The organism is Streptomyces eurocidicus (assembly GCF_002891295.1).
Taxonomy (GTDB): domain Bacteria; phylum Actinomycetota; class Actinomycetes; order Streptomycetales; family Streptomycetaceae; genus Streptomyces; species Streptomyces eurocidicus.
Genome location: NZ_LGUI01000005.1, coordinates 505,450 through 523,130, shown reverse-complemented (window position 1 = coordinate 523,130; position 17,681 = coordinate 505,450). Strand labels below are relative to the sequence as shown.

General features: G+C 74.6%; 13 protein-coding genes. 5 read left to right on the top strand and 8 right to left on the bottom strand.

Going from position 1 to position 17,681, the window contains the following annotated elements; genetic code table 11:
* Window positions 1-3 precede the first annotated feature (3 nt).
* From AF335_RS19175 to AF335_RS19140, 8 genes are all read right to left on the bottom strand, one after another.
* Window positions 4-636 carry an isochorismatase family protein gene (locus tag AF335_RS19175; RefSeq protein ID WP_102919612.1) on the bottom strand — a complete coding sequence of 211 codons (633 nt, stop codon included), beginning with the start codon at window positions 634-636 and terminating at the stop codon, window positions 4-6.
* Between the two features lie 19 nt (window positions 637-655).
* Complete coding sequence (locus AF335_RS19170) at window positions 656-2,320, bottom strand: (2,3-dihydroxybenzoyl)adenylate synthase (RefSeq protein ID WP_102919611.1); 1,665 nt, start codon at window positions 2,318-2,320, stop codon at window positions 656-658.
* Window positions 2,317-3,462, bottom strand: a complete 1,146-nt coding sequence (gene dhbC / locus AF335_RS19165) for an isochorismate synthase DhbC (protein WP_228773077.1) — start codon at window positions 3,460-3,462, stop codon at window positions 2,317-2,319. Before dhbC ends, AF335_RS19170 begins: the two co-directional genes overlap by 4 nt.
* Window positions 3,463-3,865: 403 nt before the next feature.
* Complete coding sequence (locus tag AF335_RS19160) at window positions 3,866-4,669, bottom strand: 2,3-dihydro-2,3-dihydroxybenzoate dehydrogenase (RefSeq protein ID WP_102919609.1); 804 nt, start codon at window positions 4,667-4,669, stop codon at window positions 3,866-3,868.
* 247 nt (window positions 4,670-4,916) lie between these two features.
* Complete coding sequence (locus tag AF335_RS19155) at window positions 4,917-6,902, bottom strand: dipeptidyl-peptidase 5 (protein ID WP_102919608.1); 1,986 nt, start codon at window positions 6,900-6,902, stop codon at window positions 4,917-4,919.
* A gap of 28 nt (window positions 6,903-6,930) precedes the next feature.
* Complete coding sequence (locus AF335_RS19150) at window positions 6,931-8,295, bottom strand: M20/M25/M40 family metallo-hydrolase (protein ID WP_102919607.1); 1,365 nt, start codon at window positions 8,293-8,295, stop codon at window positions 6,931-6,933.
* Window positions 8,288-9,121, bottom strand: a complete 834-nt coding sequence (locus AF335_RS19145) for a M55 family metallopeptidase (RefSeq protein WP_102919606.1) — start codon at window positions 9,119-9,121, stop codon at window positions 8,288-8,290. The genes AF335_RS19150 and AF335_RS19145 overlap by 8 nt, the downstream gene beginning before the upstream one ends.
* Window positions 9,122-9,190: 69 nt before the next feature.
* A complete protein-coding gene (locus tag AF335_RS19140; RefSeq protein WP_102919605.1) occupies window positions 9,191-12,049 on the bottom strand; it encodes an AAA family ATPase in 2,859 nt (952 codons plus the stop codon).
* A gap of 577 nt (window positions 12,050-12,626) precedes the next feature.
* On the opposite strand from AF335_RS19140, the gene AF335_RS19135 reads away from it, so the two are divergent.
* The 5 genes from AF335_RS19135 (at window position 12,627) to AF335_RS19115 (ending at window position 17,669) form a co-directional block, all read left to right on the top strand.
* Window positions 12,627-13,145, top strand: coding sequence for a hypothetical protein (locus tag AF335_RS19135; RefSeq protein WP_102919604.1), 519 nt, complete (start codon window positions 12,627-12,629; stop codon window positions 13,143-13,145).
* Window positions 13,146-13,167: 22 nt separating this feature from the next.
* On the top strand, window positions 13,168-14,139 hold the full coding sequence (locus AF335_RS19130) for a DUF2156 domain-containing protein (RefSeq protein ID WP_244927091.1): 972 nt from the start codon (window positions 13,168-13,170) through the stop codon (window positions 14,137-14,139).
* A gap of 77 nt (window positions 14,140-14,216) precedes the next feature.
* Complete coding sequence (locus AF335_RS19125) at window positions 14,217-15,350, top strand: acyl-CoA dehydrogenase family protein (RefSeq protein WP_102919602.1); 1,134 nt, start codon at window positions 14,217-14,219, stop codon at window positions 15,348-15,350.
* A gap of 10 nt (window positions 15,351-15,360) precedes the next feature.
* Window positions 15,361-16,383: an SDR family oxidoreductase gene (locus AF335_RS19120; protein WP_102919601.1), complete on the top strand. Its 1,023-nt coding sequence runs from the start codon at window positions 15,361-15,363 to the stop codon at window positions 16,381-16,383.
* Window positions 16,380-17,669, top strand: coding sequence for an aspartate aminotransferase family protein (locus AF335_RS19115; protein ID WP_102919600.1), 1,290 nt, complete (start codon window positions 16,380-16,382; stop codon window positions 17,667-17,669). Before AF335_RS19120 ends, AF335_RS19115 begins: the two co-directional genes overlap by 4 nt.
* Window positions 17,670-17,681 lie beyond the last annotated feature (12 nt).

Genomic DNA, 17,681 nt, shown 5'->3' with positions numbered 1-17,681 from the left:
GAGTTACGCCCCTTCGAAGAGCCGGTCGGTGGTGGTCACCACGGCGCACTTGGCGGCGGCCCAGCGCAGTGCCATGGCGTGGTCCTCGGCGGAGAAGTCCGCGACGGCGTCGGCCACGAGGAAGGGCCGGATGTCGCGCATCCAGGCGTCGGCGGCGCTCATCAGCACGCCGATGTGCGCGTACACGCCGACGATGATCAGCTGGTCGCGGCCCTGCGCGGCCATCCGCTCGGCGAGGTCGGTGCGGACGAAAGCGCTGTACTTCCACTTCGTCAGGACCGTGTCGGCGCCGGTGGGCGCGACGGCCGGGGCGATCGCCTTGGCGTCCTCGTCGTCGGGCAGGCCGGGGCCCCAGAAGTCCTGCTGGAGGCCGCGCTCGGCGGCGCTCTGGCCGCCGGGCTGCGCGGAGTAGACGACGGGCACGCCCAGCCGGTCGCACTGCTCCTTGAGGGCGGCGACGTTGGCGAGCAGCTCGGTGACGGGCGAGGCGCCCGCCTCGAACGCGCCGAGGAAGTAGTTCTGGAGGTCGTGCACGAGCAGGACCGCCCGGGCCGGGTCGACGGTCCAGCCGACCTTGTTCGCGGGCAGGTCGTCCGCGGTCGGCATCGGGTACGGGGCGATGGCAGGGAGCGCCATGGTGTTCGGTGGGCCTTTCTCAGTGCTGGGCGGTGACGAGCCGGGCGGCGATGGCGGCGCGGAGGTCCTTCTTGGACACCTTGCCGATACCCGTCTGCGGGAACTCCGCGACGAACTCCACCCGGTCGGGGACCTTGTAGGCGGCCAGCCCGCGCTCGCGGACGAACTTCTTGACGGCGAGGGGCTTCAGTGGTTCGGCGCCCTCGCGCAGGACGATGTAGGCGCAGGTGCGCTCGCCCAGGTAGTCGTCGGGCATGGAGACGACGGCGACGTCGTGGACGGCCGGATGGGCGAGGATGTGGTTCTCGATCTCCTCGGCGGCGACCTTCTCGCCGCCCCGGTTGATCTGGTCCTTGGCCCGCCCCTCGACGACGAGGTGGCCGGTCTCCGTCTGCCGGACGATGTCGCCGGTGCGGTAGAAGCCGTCCGCGGTGAAGGCGGTGGCGTTGTGCTCGGGCGCCCGCCAGTAGCCGCGGATGGTGTACGGGCCCCGGGTGAGGAGGTGTCCGGTCCCGCCCACGGGCAGGTCGTTGTCCTCGTCGTCGACGACGCGGATCTCGTCGTCGGGCGAGATCGGGCGGCCCTGGGTGGTGACGACGGTCTCGTACGGGTCGTCGAGGCGGGTGTAGTTCACCAGGCCCTCGGCCATGCCGAAGACCTGCTGGAGCCGGCAGCCGAGCGCGGGCGTCACCCGGCGGGCGGCCTCCTCGCTGAACTTGGCGCCGCCGACGAGCAGGACGTCCAGGCTGGAGAGGTCGTACGGGGTGGCCGCGGCGGCCTCGGTCCACACCAGGGCGAGGGGCGGTACGAGCCCGGTGAGGGTGACGCCCTCGCGCTCGATGAGGGGGAAGGCGACGTCGGGGCTCGGCCGGGGGGCGAGGACGACGCGGGCGCCGGCGTAGAGGGCGCCGAGGGTGCCGGGCGAGCTCAGCGGGAAGTTGTGGGCGGCGGGCAGGGCGCAGAGGTAGACGCTGTGCTCGTCCACGGCGCAGAGCTCGTTGGAGCCCCACAGGGAGTAGATGTAGTCGTCGTGGGTGCGCGGGATGAGCTTGGGCACTCCGGTGGAGCCGCCGGAGAGCTGGAGGAAGGCCAGGTCGTCGGGGCGGGGGCCGTCCGTGATCTCCACCGGGTCGCGGGCGACGTCGCGCAGCGCGGTGTGCTCGCCGGGGTCGCCGACGACGAAGACGTGCCGGAGGGTGCCGACCCCGGCCCGGACCTTGCTCGCCAGCTCGCGGTGGTCGAAGCCGGCCTCGACGTCGGGGATGACGTAGGCGACGGCCTCGGTGAAGGCGCAGAAGTGGCGGATCTCGCTCTCGCGGTGGGCGGGCAGCGCGAAGACGGGCAGGGCGCCGATGCGGAAGAGGGCGAAGACGACCTCGAAGAACTCGGCGATGTTGGGCAGCTGGAGGACGACCCGGTCGCCCTTGGCGATGCCGCTCGCCAGGAAGCCCGCGGCGAGCCGGTCGGCGCGCGCGTCGAGCTCGCCGTACGTCCAGGCCCGGCGGTCCGCGCCGCCCGGCGCGCTGCCGGGGTCCACGATCGCGATCCGGTCCGGGTGGGCGGCCGCGCGGTCGCGGAGCATCCGCCCGAAGGTCTCGCCGCGCCAGTAGCCGGCGGCGCGGTAGCGCTCGGCGTACTCGGCGGGGTAGCCGGGGGCGTCCTGGGTGGTGGTGCGCTGGCTCATCGGCCGGCCTCCTGCTGGTCCGCGCCGACGGCGTCGAGGAACGTACGGAACTTGGCGCCGGTCTCGGCGGTCTCCGCCTCCGGCGAGGACTGCTCGACGACACCGGCGCCGGCGAACAGCCGCAGGGTGCGCCCCTCGGCCTCGGCGCAGCGGATGGTGACGACCCATTCGCCGTCGCCCCGGGCGTCGCCCCAGCCGACCATGCCGGTGTAGGCGCCGCGGTCGAAGGGCTCCAGCTCGGTGATGACGTCGCGGGCGACGTCGGTGGGGGTGCCGCAGACCGCCGGGGTGGGCTGGAGGGCGGCGGCCAGCTCCAGGGCGGAGACGGCCGGGTCGGCCAGCTCGCCGGTGACGGTCGTGGACAGGTGCCACATGGCGGCGGTGCGCACCAGGGTGGGGCGGGCGGGCACGTCGAGGGTGCGGGCGAAGGGGGCGAGGGCCTCGCGGACGGCGTCGACGACGACGGCGTGCTCGTGCAGGTCCTTCTCCGACTGGAGCAGGGCGGCGGCGCGGCGGACGTCCTCGGCGAGGTCGGCGCTGCGGGGCGTGGAGCCGGCGAGCGGATTGGCCACGAGGGTGCGGCCGCGGCGGGCCACGAGGAGTTCGGGGCTGGCGCCGAGCAGGGTGCGGCCGGGGGCCGAGGGCACGGCGAAGGTGTAGCCGGAGGGGTCGCGGCGGGCGAGCCGCTGGAGCAGCGCGGGCAGGTCGAGGTCGCGGTCGGAGCGGAGCTCCAGGGTGCGGGCGAGGACGACCTTGCTGAAGTCGCCGCGCTTCATGCGGCGGACGGCCTCGGCGACGGCGGCGCCGTAGACGGCGGGCTCGGGGACCGGGCGGATGTCCCAGCGGGCGGCCGCGGGGGCGGCGGCGGGCAGGGCGATCAGCGGGTCCTCGGCGAGCGGCGGGGCCCAGCGGACGGCCTCGGGCACGGCGAGCGCGGCGGGGGCGGTGGGGTCGAAGGGCACCGCGCCGATGACGACGGGTGCCGCGTGGCCGGCCAGGAGCTGGGCGTCGAGGGTCTCGGTGACGCGCTGCACCAGGGGCGCCGTGCCGTGCGGGACCTCGGCGCGGACGCCGTGGGCGAGCAGGGTGCGGGTCGGGGAGGCGAAGAAGCGGGCGCGCCCGGGCTCGTAGGCGTCGAGCAGCGAGGTCGCGGCGCCTACGGTGTCGGCGGCCCCGGCGGGGCGGCCGGGTGCTACGGGTGCCCCGGTGGGGCGGGCGTCCGCGCGGGCTTCGGGCTCGCTCGGCCGGTCGGCGACGTGGTGAGCCGTGGTCACCTGCTGCTCCGTTCTCCCGACGGGTCTCGTCGGGTCTGCGTGTTGCCGTTTCCGGCGTTCGTGTGCCGGGTGCGGCGCCGTTTCCGGTGCGGTCCGCTGCGCGGGGCTTTCCGGTGCGGTGCCGGGCCTCCGGGGGCCTGGTGAGGGGCTGCTTCGCTTTACGCCCCTCACCAGGCCCCCTCCGGCCCGTCCCCTCCCGTGGGTGGGTGGGAGGAAGTGCGTGGTGGGACCGGCCGCCGGTCAGGTGCCGGCCGCCGGTCGTGCGTCTTCGTCAGGCGCGCAGGGTCGCGCCGCCGTCGACGTAGAGGTCGTGCATGGTGATGTGCCGGGCGCGGTCCGAGACCAGGAAGGTGACGGCGTCGGCGACGTCCGAGGGCTCGGCGATGCGGCCGAGGGGGATTCCGACCCGGTAGCTGGCGGGGTCGCCCTCGATGACGCGGAGGGGGGACTGCTCGTCGGTCCACAGGTCGCGCTGCATGGCGGTGTCGGTGGAGCCGGGCGAGACGACGTTGCAGCGGACGCCGCTGCGGCCGAGCTCCAGGCCGAGGCACTTGGTGAACATGGTGGCGGCGGCCTTCGAGGCGGCGTACGCGGCCATGCTGGTGCGCGGCACGCCCGCGGCGTTGGAGCCGACGGTGACGATGCAGCCGGAGCCGCGTCCGGTCATCCGGCGGGCGGCGGCGCGGGAGGCGTTGAAGACGCCGGTGGAGTTGACGGCGAAGGTGCGCTCCCAGACCTCGTCGGTGATGTCGACGACCGGGGACGGGCGCAGCACTCCGGCGACGTTGACGAGGATGGCGAGCGGGCCGACGGTGCGCTCGACCTCGTCGACGACGGCCTCCACGGCGGCGCTGTCGGCGACGTCGGCGGTGTGGGCGGTGACGGTGTCACGGCCGAATTCGGCCTCGAGGCGCTTGACGCCGTCCGGGGTCCAGTCGAGGGCCGCGACGCGTGCTCCCTGTGCGACGAGGGCGCGTGTCACGGCCTCGCCTATGCCCTGGCCGGCTCCGGTCACCAGCGCGACGCGGCCGGAGAGTTCGGACTGCTGCACGGCTGTTCCCCCGATTCCATTCATACTAAGGTAAGCCTCACCTTACATGCCCGGCTCGCTCTCGACGCATCGGCCGGGCAGGCCGGGGCGCCCGGCCGCGCCCGCACGCCTCCGAGCAGGAAGGAGCCCGGTGGCATACGGACGCAGCGAGCACGAATATAGGCTTAGGTTAGGCTAACCTCAGGCTCTTGCCTATAGGGAGGCGCCCCCGGCGTGCGCCCCCCTCGGCCGTCGCTGACCGCCCCTCAGTCGTCCTTTCCGGACGCCGGGTTCACTTCACGAGCTCCAGCACCGGCACGCCCGGCGCCGCGACCCCGAAGGTCCGGGCGTAGAGCGAGAGCTCCGCCTGGAGCGCGCGGACCATGGTGTCGGCCCGGCGGAAACCGTGCCCCTCCCCCTCGAAGGCGAGGTAGGCGTGCGGCACCCCGCGCCCCGCGATCGCCGCCAGGAACCGCTCGCTCTGCTCGGGCGGGCAGATGGGGTCCGCGAGCCCCTGGAGCAGCAGGAACGGGGTGGCCACCCGGTCCGCCCGGGCGAGCGGGGAGCGGTCACGGTAGCGGTCGGCGTCCTCCAGGGGGCCGATCAGGCTGTCGAGATAGCGCGACTCGAAGTCGTGGGTGCCGCCGCGCGCCCAGGTCAGCAGGTCCAGCACCGGGTAGAGGATGGTGGCGCAGGCGTAGCGGTCGGTGGCGGTGAGCGAGCAGGCCGCCGTCCAGCCGCCGGCGCTGCCGCCGCGGATCGCCAGCCGGGCCCGGTCGGCCGTGCCCTCCGCGGCGAGCGCCTCGGCGACGGCCGCGCAGTCCTCCACGTCGACCACGCCCCAGCGGCCCCGCAGCCGCTCGCGGTACTCCCGCCCGTAGCCGGTCGAACCGCCGTAGTTCACCTCGACGACGCCGATGCCGCGCGAGGTGAAGTAGGCGATCTCCAGGTCGAGGACGAGCGGCGTCCGCGCGGTGGGGCCGCCGTGCGCCCACACCACGTACGGCGGCAGCTCGTCCGAGGGGCCGGTGAAGTCGGGGCTGTGCGGCGGGTGGACGTGGGCGTGGACCTCCCGCCCGCCCGGGCCGGTGAAGACGCGGATCCGCGGCTCGGAGTAGTACGCGGCGTCCACCCGGTCGACGTGCCGGGCGCCGATCGCGCGGGCGCGGCCGGTGCACGCGTCCAGCTCCACCACCTCGTAGGCGCTGCGGGGGCTCGCCGCGACGCCGACGGCCCGGGTGCCGCTGACCGCGAGCGTCGCCGCCCACTCCGTCCACGGCCCGGCCGCGTCGACCACCTCGCCGGTGGCCGGGTCGAGTATGCCGAGGGCCGCGGCGCCGCGGCCGTGCACCACGGCGATCAGGCCGTGCGCCAGCGGCGCGAACCAGCGCAGCCCGGGGACCCACAGCGGCCCCGCGAACTCCTCCTCGCGGCGGCACAGGGCGGTGCGCTCCCCCGTGTCCGGGTCCACCCGGTAGAGGTTCCACCAGCCGGAGCGGTCGCTCGCCGCGAGGAGCGAGCCGTCCGGCGCCCACTCCGTCTGGGCCACGGCCTCCCCGGGGCCGCCCAGCACCGTGCGCGCCTCCGTGAAGCGGCCGTCCCCGGCCACCTCGGCCGTGCGCAGCTCCGTGCCCTCCCAGGGCATCCGCGGGTGGTCCCAGGCGAGCCAGGCCACCCGCCGCCCGTCCGGGGAGAGCCGGGGGCCGGTGACGAAGCGGTGCGAGTCCTCCGCCAGCTCCCGGACCGCGCCCCGGTCCCCGGCCGCGGAGCCGTCCAGGGGCACGGCCACCGGCACCCGGCGCACGTCCGACGGGCCCTCGCCGGTGAACTCCTCCAGCACGCACCACACTTCGCCGCGATCCGGAAGCAGCACCGGATCCGCCCAGCGGCGGCCGCCGCCGGTCCTCGACAGGGGCGTCAGGGGCCGCGGCCCGGCGCCGTCCGGGGCGTCGGGCTCGTAGGCGTAGAGCCGCTGGTCGGTGAAGTGGGTGAAGACCACCAGCGGGCCGCCGGTCTCCCGGGGGACGGCGGCCCAGGGCAGGCCGCCGTATTCGAAGACGCGGTTGCGGACGTTCCACGGCGCGGGCAGCACCGCCCGCTCGTCGCCGTCGGCCCGCCGTCGCACCAGGGCGAAGCGGCCCTCCTCACGCGGGCGCGGGGCCACCCACCACACCTCGTCACCGACCGTGCCCACGAAGTTGGGCCGGCCGCCGTGCGACGCGGCGAGCTCCGCGTCGACCGGGGACTGCCACGCTCCGTAGGGCGCCGTGGACACCATGTTGCTTACGCCTCCTCAGGACGGTCCGTCAGGCTCTTTCGAGCAGGAAGTGGTCGAGCACCCGGACGCCGAAGTGCAGCGCGTCCACCGGGACCCGTTCGTCGACGCCGTGGAACAGCGCCTGGTAGTCGAAGCCCACGGGCAGCCGCAGCGGCGAGAAGCCGTAGCCGGCGATGCCCAGGCGGGCGAACTGATTGGCGTCCGTGCCGCCGGACATGCAGAACGGCACCACGTGCCCCTCCGGGTCGAAGAGCTCGACGGCCGCCCGCATCCGCGCGAACAGCGGGGCGTCCACCGGCGCCTGGGCCGGCGCGCCGTGCTGCACGAACTCCCAGTCCACGGCCGGCCCGGTGAGCCGGTCCATGGTGGTCCGGAACTCCTCGTCGCCGCCCGGCACCACCCGGCCGTCGACCCGGCCGGTGGCGGCCCCGGGGATCACATTGACCTTGTACCCGGCGTTCAGCATGGTGGGGTTGGCGCTGTTGCGCACCGTCGCGGCGACCAGCTTGGCGGCCGAACCCAGCTTGGCCAGCAGCTGGTCCACGTCGAAGTCCCGGGCCTCCGGGTCGGCGTCGATCCCGTACAGGGCCGAGATCTCGCACAGCGCCGCCCGGACGGCCGGGGAGAGCATCACCGGCCATTCGTGCGCGCCGATCCGGGTGACGGCGGCGGCGAGCGCGACGACCGCGTTGTCATGGTTGATCTTGGAGCCATGGCCGGCGGTGCCCCTGGCCGTGAGCTCGATCCAGCACGTGCCGCGCTCCGCCGCGGCCACCGGGTAGAGCCGCAGCCCGCCGTCCGCGTGGAAGGTGTACGCGCCCGACTCGCCGATGGCCTCCGTGCAGCCCTCGAAGAGCTCGGGGTGCTCCCGGACGAGGAAGCCGGCGCCCGCGTGCGCCCGGTCCTCCTCGTCGGCGGTGAAGGCGAGCACGACGTCCCGGCGCGGGCGCGCGCCCGAACGGGCCCAGGAGCGCACGGTGGCCAGCACCATCGCGTCCATGTTCTTCATGTCGACGGCGCCCCGGCCCCACACCGCGCCGTCCCGGACCTCGCCCGAGAAGGGGTGGCCGGTCCAGTCGGCCGGGTCGGCGGGCACCACGTCCAGATGCCCGTGGACCAGCAGCGCCGGGGCGTCCGGGTCCGTGCCGGGGATCCGGGCGACGACGTTGGTGCGCCCGGGGTCCCGCTCCAGCAGGACCGGCTCGATGCCGGCGTCGGCCAGCAGCCCGCCGACGTACTCGGCGGCGGGGCGCTCCCGGCAGTCCCCGTCGCCCCTGTTGGTGGTGTCGATCCGGATCAGGTCCGAGGTGAACCGGACCACTTCCGTGAGGGCCCGCTCGTCCGGCCCCGCCGGTCCGCCGCCGGTCGCCGTGCCCGTCCCGCTCTCAGCCATATTGCTCCTCCACCGACGCCGCCACGACGGTCGTGACCGCCTTGAAGCAGCGGATGCCTTCGTACATGGTCGGCGTGGTGTAGGAGACCCGGCGCTCGCCGCACCGCTCGACGCCCGGTACGCACGTGGCCTGGCCGGCCAGGTGCTCGGCGTCGAATTCCAGCTCCAGCGTGAAGGGCCCGCGGCGGACCGGTTCGTGCCGCACCGCGAGGGCCGCCGCCTCCCGCGCGGCGGCCCGGATGTCCGCGGCCGTGACGGCCGGCGGGCGGCAGACCGCCGCGTACCGCGAGACATAGTCCTTGACGGCGACCGAACGGGCTCCGGGGGCATACCCCTTGGCGTCCTCGCAGGTCCGGTCGTCGCCGGTCACCAGCACCACGGGCACACCGTATTCCGCGACGACCAGAGAGTTGAGCAACCCCTCGCTCGCCCGCGTGCCGTCCACCCATACGCCGGTGAGGGAGTTCGCCAGATAGGTGTGCGCGAGCACCCCTTCGGCCCCCGCGGCCGCGTGGTACCCGAGGAACGCGACGCCGTCCACGTCGCCGTGCTGTACGCCCTCGACCATGCTCAGGGACTTGTGCTTGCCCGTCAGCAGCACCGCCCGCTCGTCCAGCTCCTCCAGCAGCAGATTGCGCATGGACCAGTGCGCCTCGTTGATCAGCACCTCGTCGGCGCCCCCGGCGAAGAACCCGGCGACGGCCGCGTTCACGTCCGAGGTGAACAGGTGCCGGCACCTCTCCCACTGCGACGCGCCGGGCAGCACGTCGGCCGGCCAGGTGACACCGGTGACGCCTTCCATGTCCGCGGAGATCAGGATCTTCATGTCCCGTCACGCTACGCGAGGGCGCACGCCCGGGCCAGAGCCCCGCGGGCACGGAAGCCTGTGTCGGGGTCACCCGGCCCGCCGCTCGCCCGCCGCCGGGGAGGGGGGCAGCAGCCCGGCCGGCAGATGGCGGCGGCCGCCGATGCGCAACTTGCGGTAGACCCGGGTCAGATGCTGCTCGACCGTGCTCGGGGTGATGTGCAGCCGGGAGCCGATCTCCCGGTTGGTGTAGCCGAGCGCCGCCTGCGCGGCCACCCTCAGCTCGGCGTCGCTGAGGGCGGCGAGCCGCTCGTCGGGAAGGCCGGGCCGCGCGGGCGGCCTCGGCCGGGCCCCGGGTTCCCGCACCAGGCCGAGGAAGTCGGGCGGGCCGGCGGCCCTCGTCTCCTCCACCGCGCCCGGCGCCGCCGGGCGGGCCCGGCCGGGGTCCCCGGCCTCGTGGCGGGCCCGGCCGAGGTCCGCCAGGGCGCGGGCCAGTTCGAGCCGGTCGCCCGCCGCGCGGAGATCGGCGACCGCCTCGCGCAGCAGCGGTACGCGCTCTCCCCGGCCGGCCGTCGCGGCGAGGATCCGCCGCGAGATCCCGCGCAGCCGGGCGCCGATCGCCCCGGGCCGGGCCAGCTGCGCGGTCACCAGGTCGCGGGCCGCCTCCCGGTTGCCCAGCCGGAGCTGGGCCTGGGCGAGGTCGCCGCGCCAGGGCACGAGCGCCGGGATGTCGATCTCCCACTCGCGCATCAGGTCGCCGCACCGGGTGAAGTCGGTGTACGCGGCCAGCACGCCGCCCGTCGCGAGGTGCAGATGGCCCCGGGCGTGCAGATACCGCAGCCCGAACACCGTTTCGAAGGTGTGGTCCGGCGACATCTGCTCCAGTTCCGCGTACGCCTCTTCGTACGCGCCCGTCGCCGTGGCCGCGAGGACCAGCGTGGCGAGCGGATAGCCGACCAGCACGCCCCAGCCCTGCGCCCTGGCCAGGTCGAGCGCCCTCCGGGCGTACGCCTTGGCGGCGGCCGGGTCGCCCTGGCGCAGCGCGAGATCGGCGCGCACGCTGCCCAGCATCGCCCGCCAGGCGGGGGCGCGGCGCCGGACCGCCTCGGCCACCAGGCCGTCGCACCAGGACACGGCGCGGTCCAGCTCGTCGGCGTAGGTCAGTGCGATCAGACCGGTGGCGAGGACGCCCAGCGAGGTCTCGCTCAGCCGTGAGCCGCGCAGCAGGTGCCAGGCGCTCTCGGCGAGTTCGTCCCGGCGCCAGGTGTGCAGCCGCGCGCCGAGGACCGCGGCGGCCCGGGTCCAGGGGTCGGCCGCGGCCGGCCCGGTGGGCGTGGCGCGGCCGGGGGCGGCCGGGCGCGGACCGTAGATCCACTGGTAGGTGAGGTCGATCTCGGCGGCCGTCTGGGCGTCGAGCCGGCCGTTGCCCCCGTGCAGCAGGGCGAGCGCCTTCTCCGCCTCGCCGTGGTCGCCCCGCCAGAGCAGGTTGCGCACGACGACCGGCATGTCCCGCTCGCTCGGCCCGGGGTGGGAGAGGGCGTCGCGCAGCGGGGTCAGCCTGATCGCGGCGGAGGGGTTGGTGCGCCAGCGGGCCATGGCCAACTCGGCGGTGACGGAGGCGCGTTCGCGCTCATCCCGGCAGCTCCGCCGGGCGAGGGAGAGGTACTCGGCGGCCAGCCGCGCGTCGTCGTTGACCACGAGGGCCCGCCGGGCCGCCTCGCGCAGCGGGGCGACCGCCCACGGGCCGGGCGCCCCGCCCCCGGCCACGAGGTGGTCGGCCACCTCCTCGGCGACCGCGCCGTGGTGGTAGAGGAGTCCGGCGGTACGGGCGCGCAGCCGGGCCGCCTCGGCGGGGGCCAGGTCCTTCAGCACGGCCGCCGCGACGGCGGGGTGGCGGAACCGGCCGGCTTCCAGCAGCCCCGCCTCGCCGAGGGCCGCGAGGCCCCGGGCGACGAGCGCGGGGGGCGAGTTCAGCAGCTCGCCGACGAGCGGGGCGGAGGCGCGCGGGCCGAGCAGGGCGACGCTGCGCGCGAGGCCGGCCAGGGCGGGGTCCCAGCGGTGCAGGCAGGCGAGGACGGCGCGGTCGAACGCCTCCCCCACCGCCGGCGGACCGCCCGGGTCCCCGGCGGCCGTGTCGTCCTCGATCAGGGCGCGCACCAGCGTGGGGTTGCCCCCGGTGAGCCGGTGGTAGGCGGCGGCGCACCGGGCCGCCCTGGCCGGTCCGAGGCTCCGGGCGACGAGCCGGGCCACCCCGTCCCGTGTCAGGGGTGCGAGCCGGATCCGGCGGTACGGCGGGGCGGTGAGCTCGGCGCGCAGCGCGGACGAGGCGGACGGGGCGCACCAGACGTCGGGCCACTCGGTGAACAGCAGCAGCGTGCGCGCGGGCCGGACGCACAGACGCAGGTACAGCAGGGCGCGCAGGGACTCCTCGTCCACGAAGTGGAGGTCGTCGACCGCGAGCACGACCGTGCGATGCTCGGCCAGCTTGAGCAGGGCCTCGCACGCCTCCCTGATCACACCGGTGCCGGGGCGGCGGGAGGGCGCGGCACCCGGCGCGGGTAAGGACACCGCCGGCCTCTCCGGCTCCGCCCGCCCGGCCGGTTCCCCCTGCCACTCCCGCCACTCCGGTTTCCCCGCGCGCTCCGGCGCGAAGGCCGGGTCGACCACCGCCTCCGCCACCCGGCGGATGATGTCCGGCGGCAGCGGGGCGTTGTGCACCAGCTGGCTGAAGACGCCGAGCCGGACGGCCCGCTCCGAGCGGGAGCCGCCGGCCATGAGCAGCAGCGCCCCGGAGCCCAGGACGTGGTCGCAGAAGGCGTGCAGGAGCTCCGACCTGCCACCGGCCGGCGGGCCGCTGACCACTACCGTGCGGCCCCGGCCTCCCTCGCATTCCTCAAAGGCGTTCCCGAGAGTCGCAAGCGCGTCCTCCCTTTCCACCAGCGTCGCCATTTCCCTGCATCCCCCATGCGGCGGCGACCGACGGCCCCCGGCCTGACCGGCCGACACACATCAAGTGCTGGACACGTAACCGACCCGAGCTCGAACAGTCGTTCACGCATCACCCCCGTGTCGAGACGTTGTTCGATCCCGACCGGCTCAAACGTAACCCTCAGGAGGCCGCACCCCCGGTCGCCTTTACCCAGTTTTTGCATGCCGCACGGGGCGAAGAGAGGCGGCACCGCACTCCTCCATCCCTCCGGCTCGCACCCGGGGGCTCGGAGATCCCCATTCCACGCCGGACGGATCAATCACCGAAAAGGATCTTCTCGGCGGGGCCCGCATCCACGCTCGCCTGCGCATTCACAAAACCGCCGCCGGTTCCCGGCCATGACGGAGGATCATCCTCCGAAGATTAGGGGGGCCTAGGGGGATCTCCCCGGCACCCCGACTCCCCCACGCTGGCAACCTCGGAAGCGCCGGACGCGTCAATGTCCTCAGTGACCCGGCGACGTACGACGGACAGGGCACCGGCCGGCGGCCGGCGCCCCGGCCCGGCGGCGCGGCCGGGCGCGATACGGGGGATCACATGGACGCGCTCAATCATTTCGAAACCAGGAACACCTTTCTGCTGTCCCGGCTCGAATGGCTGGCCGGATTCGCGGTCGCCGTCGCGCTGACCGTCGCGCATTGGGGCGAGATCCGCTGGCCCGTCTTCATCGGGCTCTTCGTGGTCATCGACGCGATCGGTTATATCCCGGGCGCCATAGCATTCCGCAGGTCACGCACCGGGGACATCTCCAGGAATTACTACATCGCCTACAACATCATGCACAGCCTGCTCACCGGGGGCGCGGTCGTCGGTCTCTGGGCCTGGCTGGTACGGCCGGAATGGGCATTGCTCGCGGTCCCCGTCCATCTGCTGGGCGACCGGGGCATCTTCGGGAATTCCCTGAAGCCCTTCCGGATCTCGTTCGAGCCGAAGAAGCACAAGCTGTTCGAGGAATTCGAGACGGCCTGCTCCCGGGCGGCCTCCCGTACGGCCGCGGCTCCGGAGGCGTCCACAGTGAGGAGTTCCGCCGATGCTGCCAGCCACCCCGGCGCCTGACGGGATCCCGGGAGGTCCCGGGGTGCCCGAGGCCCACAAGCTCCTCCAGCGGTACGCCGACAACCCCAGCGCCTTCCTCGCCCTCAACGAGCGGACCGAGCACTTCCGGGCCGCCGGGCCGGACGGGTTCGTCGCCTACCGCGCCTCGGGACGCCATCTCCTCCAGTTCGGCGGCCCCTTCGCCCACCCCGCCGAGCGGGCGGCCCTGCTGGCGGCCTTCCGGGCGCACGCGGCGCGGTCCCGCAAGCGGGTGATCGCGGTGCAGCTCCAGAGCGAGGACGCGCGGCTCTACGCGGAGAACGGCTTCACGGTCAACCGGCTGGGCTCGTCCTACGCGATCCGGCTGGCGGACTTCACCCTGCGCGGCAAGCCCTTCGTCCGGCTCCGCAACAAGATCTCCCGGGCCCGGCGGAGCGGGCTCGTCGTCGCGGAGGCCGACCCCTTCGCGGTCGACGCCGAGCTGACCGCGATCGACCGGGACTGGCTGCGCGGCAAGGGGCGGTTCACCAAGGAGCTGGCCTTCCTCGTCGGGGAACGGCTGGGCGAGGCCGCCCCGGCGCGCCGGCTCTTCGTGGGCCGGATCGAGGGCGCCGCCGTCGGCTACATCTCCTACTCCCCCGTCTACGGCACCCGGCCCGGCTGGCTGCACGACCTCACCCGGCGCCGCCGGGAGGCGCCGCCCGGGGTGATGGAGGCGATCAACGCCACCGCGATCGAGGTCTTCTCCGGCGAGGGCGCGCCGTGGCTGCACCTCGGCTTCACCCCGTTCGTGGGCCTGGACAGCGAGCCGGAACCGCCGGGGGCCGGGGCGACCGTCACCCGGATCGTCCGGTTCCTCGCCGCGCACGGCGAGCGGGTGTACCCCTCGCGGACCCAGCTCGCCTACAAGGAGAAGTGGGCGCCGCACGTGGTCCTGCCGGAGTACCTCGCGTTCGAGGGCCGGCCGAGCCTCGGCGCGATCGTCCGGCTGATGCGGGTCGCCAATGCCATCTGAAGAGACACCGGGCCGCCCGCGCGGCGGCCCCACCGAGCGCAGTGCCCCGTACCGAGGCGTGTCGAAAGGCGGATGACATGAGGTTCTTGGCGAGGGAGCGGGCGACCCTCGACTCGCTCCTGCCGGGTCTGGACAAGGAGTTGGCCGGCCGGCCGCTGGCCGAGCTGGAGAGCCCGGGGAACCCCGGCGTCAAGGCGTTCAGGGAAGCGGGCGGCGCGGGGCTGCTGGTGCCCGCCGCGCACGGCGGCAAGGGCGCCGACGCCCTGGCCGCGGTCCGGGTGCAGCGGGCCATCGGCGCCCGCTCGCCGTCGCTGGCGGTCGCCACCACGATGCACCACTTCTCGCTGGCCAGCCTGGTCGCGCTGAGCGAGACCGGCAACGGCTTCGAGTGGATGCTGCTGACCGGCGTCGTGAACGGCGGTCTGCTGCTGGCCTCCGGCTTCGCCGAGGGACAGCCGAACGGCAGCATCCTGCGCCCCACCATGTCCGCCCGGGTCACCGAGGCCGGCGTGGTGATGAACGGCGCTAAGCGCCCCTGCAGCCTGGCCCGTTCGATGGACCTGCTCACCGCGAGCGTGATGGTGCCCCGGGAGGACGGCACGGGCGAGCAGCTCGCCGTCGTCCTCATCCCGGCGGAGAGCCCGGGGATCGCGGTCTCCCCGTTCTGGGGCAGCTTCGCCCTGGCCGGCGCGGAGAGCGACCAGGTCACCGTCACCGACGTGCTCGTCCCGCACGACCTCGTGGTCCGCACGGACGTGCCCGAGGGCGAGGTGCTGGACGACATCCAGACCACCGGGTTCGTCTGGTTCGAGCTGCTGATGACGGCCAGTTACCTGGGTGCGGCGAGCGCGCTGGTGGAGCGGCTCGTCGGCAACGACCGGGTGCCCGAGCTGGAGCGGGTGCGGCTGGTGGGCGAGCTGGAGGCCGCCGTGGCCGCGGTGGAGAACGTGGCCCGGCAGACCGGGGCCGCGCTGTGCGACCAGGGGCTGCTGGTGGACTCCCTGCATGTGCGGTACGCCGCACAGGACACGCTCGCGCGGGTCGTCCCGCGCGCCGTGGAGCTGCTCGGCGGCCTGAACTTCATGAGCTCCGACGACATCGCGTATCTGGCGGCCGCCGTGCACGGGCTGGGGCTGCACCCGCCCGCCCGCGCCAAGATGGCCGCCCCCCTGGCCCGCTACCTCGCGGGCCACTCGCTGGAAATAGTTTAGGGAGCAAGGAATGAGCAAGCCGACGCTGCTGCTCACGGGGGCCACCGGAGTGCTCGGGCGGGCCTTCGTGGAGGAGCTCGCCGAGGACCACCGGGTGATCGCCCTGCGCCACCGCGCGCCGGTCGACGACCCCCGGGTGACGGAGCTTCAGGGCACCCTCGACGACCCCCTTCTCGGGCTCGGCGCCGAGGGGTTCCACGATCTGGCGCGCCGGGTGGACCTGGTGCTGCACTCGGGGGCCCGTACGGCCTGGAACACCTCCCGGGAGACGCTGTTCGCCGCCAACACCACGGGCACCGCCCATATGCTGGGCTTCGCCGAGGCCGCCGGGGCGCCCTTCTACTACGTCAGCACCGCCTTCGTCGCCCGGCCGCAGGAGGAGGAGCGCACGGCCTCGGGGCCGGGCGCCTACGTGGCCTCCAAGATCGCCGCCGAACGGCTGGTGCGCGAGAGCGGCCTGGCGGCGGCGATCGTCCGCCCCTCCGTGGTCGGCGGTGACTCGCGCACCGGGCGGATCGCGGCCTTCCAGGGCATGCACCAGGTGATCGCCGGCTGTGTCCACGGCACGATCCCGGTGGTGCCCGCGGCCCCCGGCTCGCCGTTCGACCACATCCCGCAGGACCTGGTCGCCAGGGGCGTCGGGAAGCTGCTGCGCGACGGCGTCACCTCCGGCGAGTACTGGCTCACCGGCGGCCCCGCCTCGCCGACCGTGGGCGAGCACATCGACGCCATCCTCCGGGTCGCCGGGCGCTTCGGCCACCGGCCGCCCCCGCCCCGGCTGATGCCGGCGGAGGCCGTGAACCGGCTGCTGCTGCCGATGATGCAGGACGTGATCCCGCGGTCGCTGCGCCGGCGGTTCGCGGGCTTCGAGGACCTGATGCTGCTCTTCCAGTCCTCCGCCCGCCTGGAGTCCTCGTTCGGGGCGCTGGGCATGGCCGACGAGCTGACCCACGACGCGCTGCTGGGCTCCTTCGAGAAGTCCGTCGCGTACTGGATCGCCACGAAGGCGCCGGCCGTGGAGTCGGCGGCATGAGGGCCGGGATCACCGGCGCGCTCGTCGCCGAGGCCACCGGCCCCGGCACGCCCGACCTCACCGAACTGACGAGTCTGCGCTACGAGCGGCACTTCGGCCCGGGCAAGGCCGCCCTGGCCCGGCTGCTCGGCGCCGTCGTGGAGACCCACTCCGAGGGGGCGTGGATCACCGCCGCCGACGGCAAGCGGTATCTGGACTTCGGCGGGTACGGCGTCTTCATCCTCGGCCACCGCCACCCACGGGTGGTCCGCGCGGTCAAGGAGCAGATCGACACCCACCCGCTGGCCACCCGGGTCTTCCTGGAGCCGGTCAGCGCGGCCGCGGCGGCCGCCCTGGCCTCCGTCACCCCCGGCGACCTGGACATGGTCCACTTCGTCAACTCCGGTGCGGAGGCCACCGAGGCCGGGCTGAAGCTGGCCAGGGCGCACGGCCGGAACGCGGTCGTCACCACCCGGCGCGGCTTCCACGGGAAGACCCTCGGCGCCCTGAGCGTCACCGCGAACCGGAAGTACCAGGACCTCTTCGAGCCCCTGCTGCCCGGGGTCCGCGAGGTGCCGTACGGGGACGCCGGGGCGGTCCGGGAGGCCCTCGCGGCCACGCCCGGGCGCGGCTGCGTGATCGTCGAACCCGTGCAGGGCGAGGGCGGGGTGCGGCTGCCGCCGCCCGGGTACCTGCGCGCGGTCGCCGACGCCTGCGGCGAGTTCGGCGCCTTCCTGATCGTGGACGAGATCCAGACCGGGCTCGGCCGGCTCGGCACCTGGTGGGGCTGCGGCAGCGAGGACGTCGTGCCCGATGTGCTGCTGGTCGGCAAGGGCCTGTCCGGCGGGGTGGTGCCGGCCGCCGCGATGGTGGCCCGGCCCGCGGCGTACCTCCCGTTCGGCCGGGACCCGATCCTGCACTCCTCCACCTTCGGCGCCTCACCGCTCGCCTGCGCCGCGGCGCTGGCCGCGGTGGAGACCATCCGCGACGAGGGCGTCGTGGCACGGGCGGCGCGGCTGGGCGAGCGCCTGCTCACCGAGGTCCGGGAGATCGCCGCCAAGCGGACCCCGGACCTGATCGCCGACATCCGGGGGCGCGGCCTGCTGATCGGCATCGAACCGGTGGCGCAGCGCTTCGTCGGTGAGCTGCTGCTGGAGTTCATGGACCGCGGCGTGCTCGTCAACCACTCCCTGAACGCCTCCGAGGTACTCCGCCTCACCCCTCCGGCCTGCCTGTCCGAGGACGAGATCCAGCTGTTCCTGCGGGTGGTCGACGAATCGCTGACCGCCGTCGCGGAACGCGCCTGACGAAAGGTTCCC

Excerpts from the sequence above, each read along its gene's own strand:
- AF335_RS19175 (WP_102919612.1), bottom strand. The coding sequence starts at position 636 with ATGGCGCTCCCTGCCATCGCCCCGTACCCGATGCCGACCGCGGACGAC.
- AF335_RS19170 (WP_102919611.1), bottom strand. The coding sequence starts at position 2,320 with ATGAGCCAGCGCACCACCACCCAGGACGCCCCCGGCTACCCCGCCGAG.
- AF335_RS19160 (WP_102919609.1), bottom strand. The coding sequence starts at position 4,669 with ATGAATGGAATCGGGGGAACAGCCGTGCAGCAGTCCGAACTCTCCGGC.
- AF335_RS19155 (WP_102919608.1), bottom strand. The coding sequence starts at position 6,902 with ATGGTGTCCACGGCGCCCTACGGAGCGTGGCAGTCCCCGGTCGACGCG.
- AF335_RS19150 (WP_102919607.1), bottom strand. The coding sequence starts at position 8,295 with ATGGCTGAGAGCGGGACGGGCACGGCGACCGGCGGCGGACCGGCGGGG.
- AF335_RS19145 (WP_102919606.1), bottom strand. The coding sequence starts at position 9,121 with ATGAAGATCCTGATCTCCGCGGACATGGAAGGCGTCACCGGTGTCACC.
- AF335_RS19140 (WP_102919605.1), bottom strand. The coding sequence starts at position 12,049 with ATGGCGACGCTGGTGGAAAGGGAGGACGCGCTTGCGACTCTCGGGAAC.
- AF335_RS19135 (WP_102919604.1), top strand. The coding sequence starts at position 12,627 with ATGGACGCGCTCAATCATTTCGAAACCAGGAACACCTTTCTGCTGTCC.
- AF335_RS19125 (WP_102919602.1), top strand. The coding sequence starts at position 14,217 with ATGAGGTTCTTGGCGAGGGAGCGGGCGACCCTCGACTCGCTCCTGCCG.
- AF335_RS19120 (WP_102919601.1), top strand. The coding sequence starts at position 15,361 with ATGAGCAAGCCGACGCTGCTGCTCACGGGGGCCACCGGAGTGCTCGGG.
- AF335_RS19115 (WP_102919600.1), top strand. The coding sequence starts at position 16,380 with ATGAGGGCCGGGATCACCGGCGCGCTCGTCGCCGAGGCCACCGGCCCC.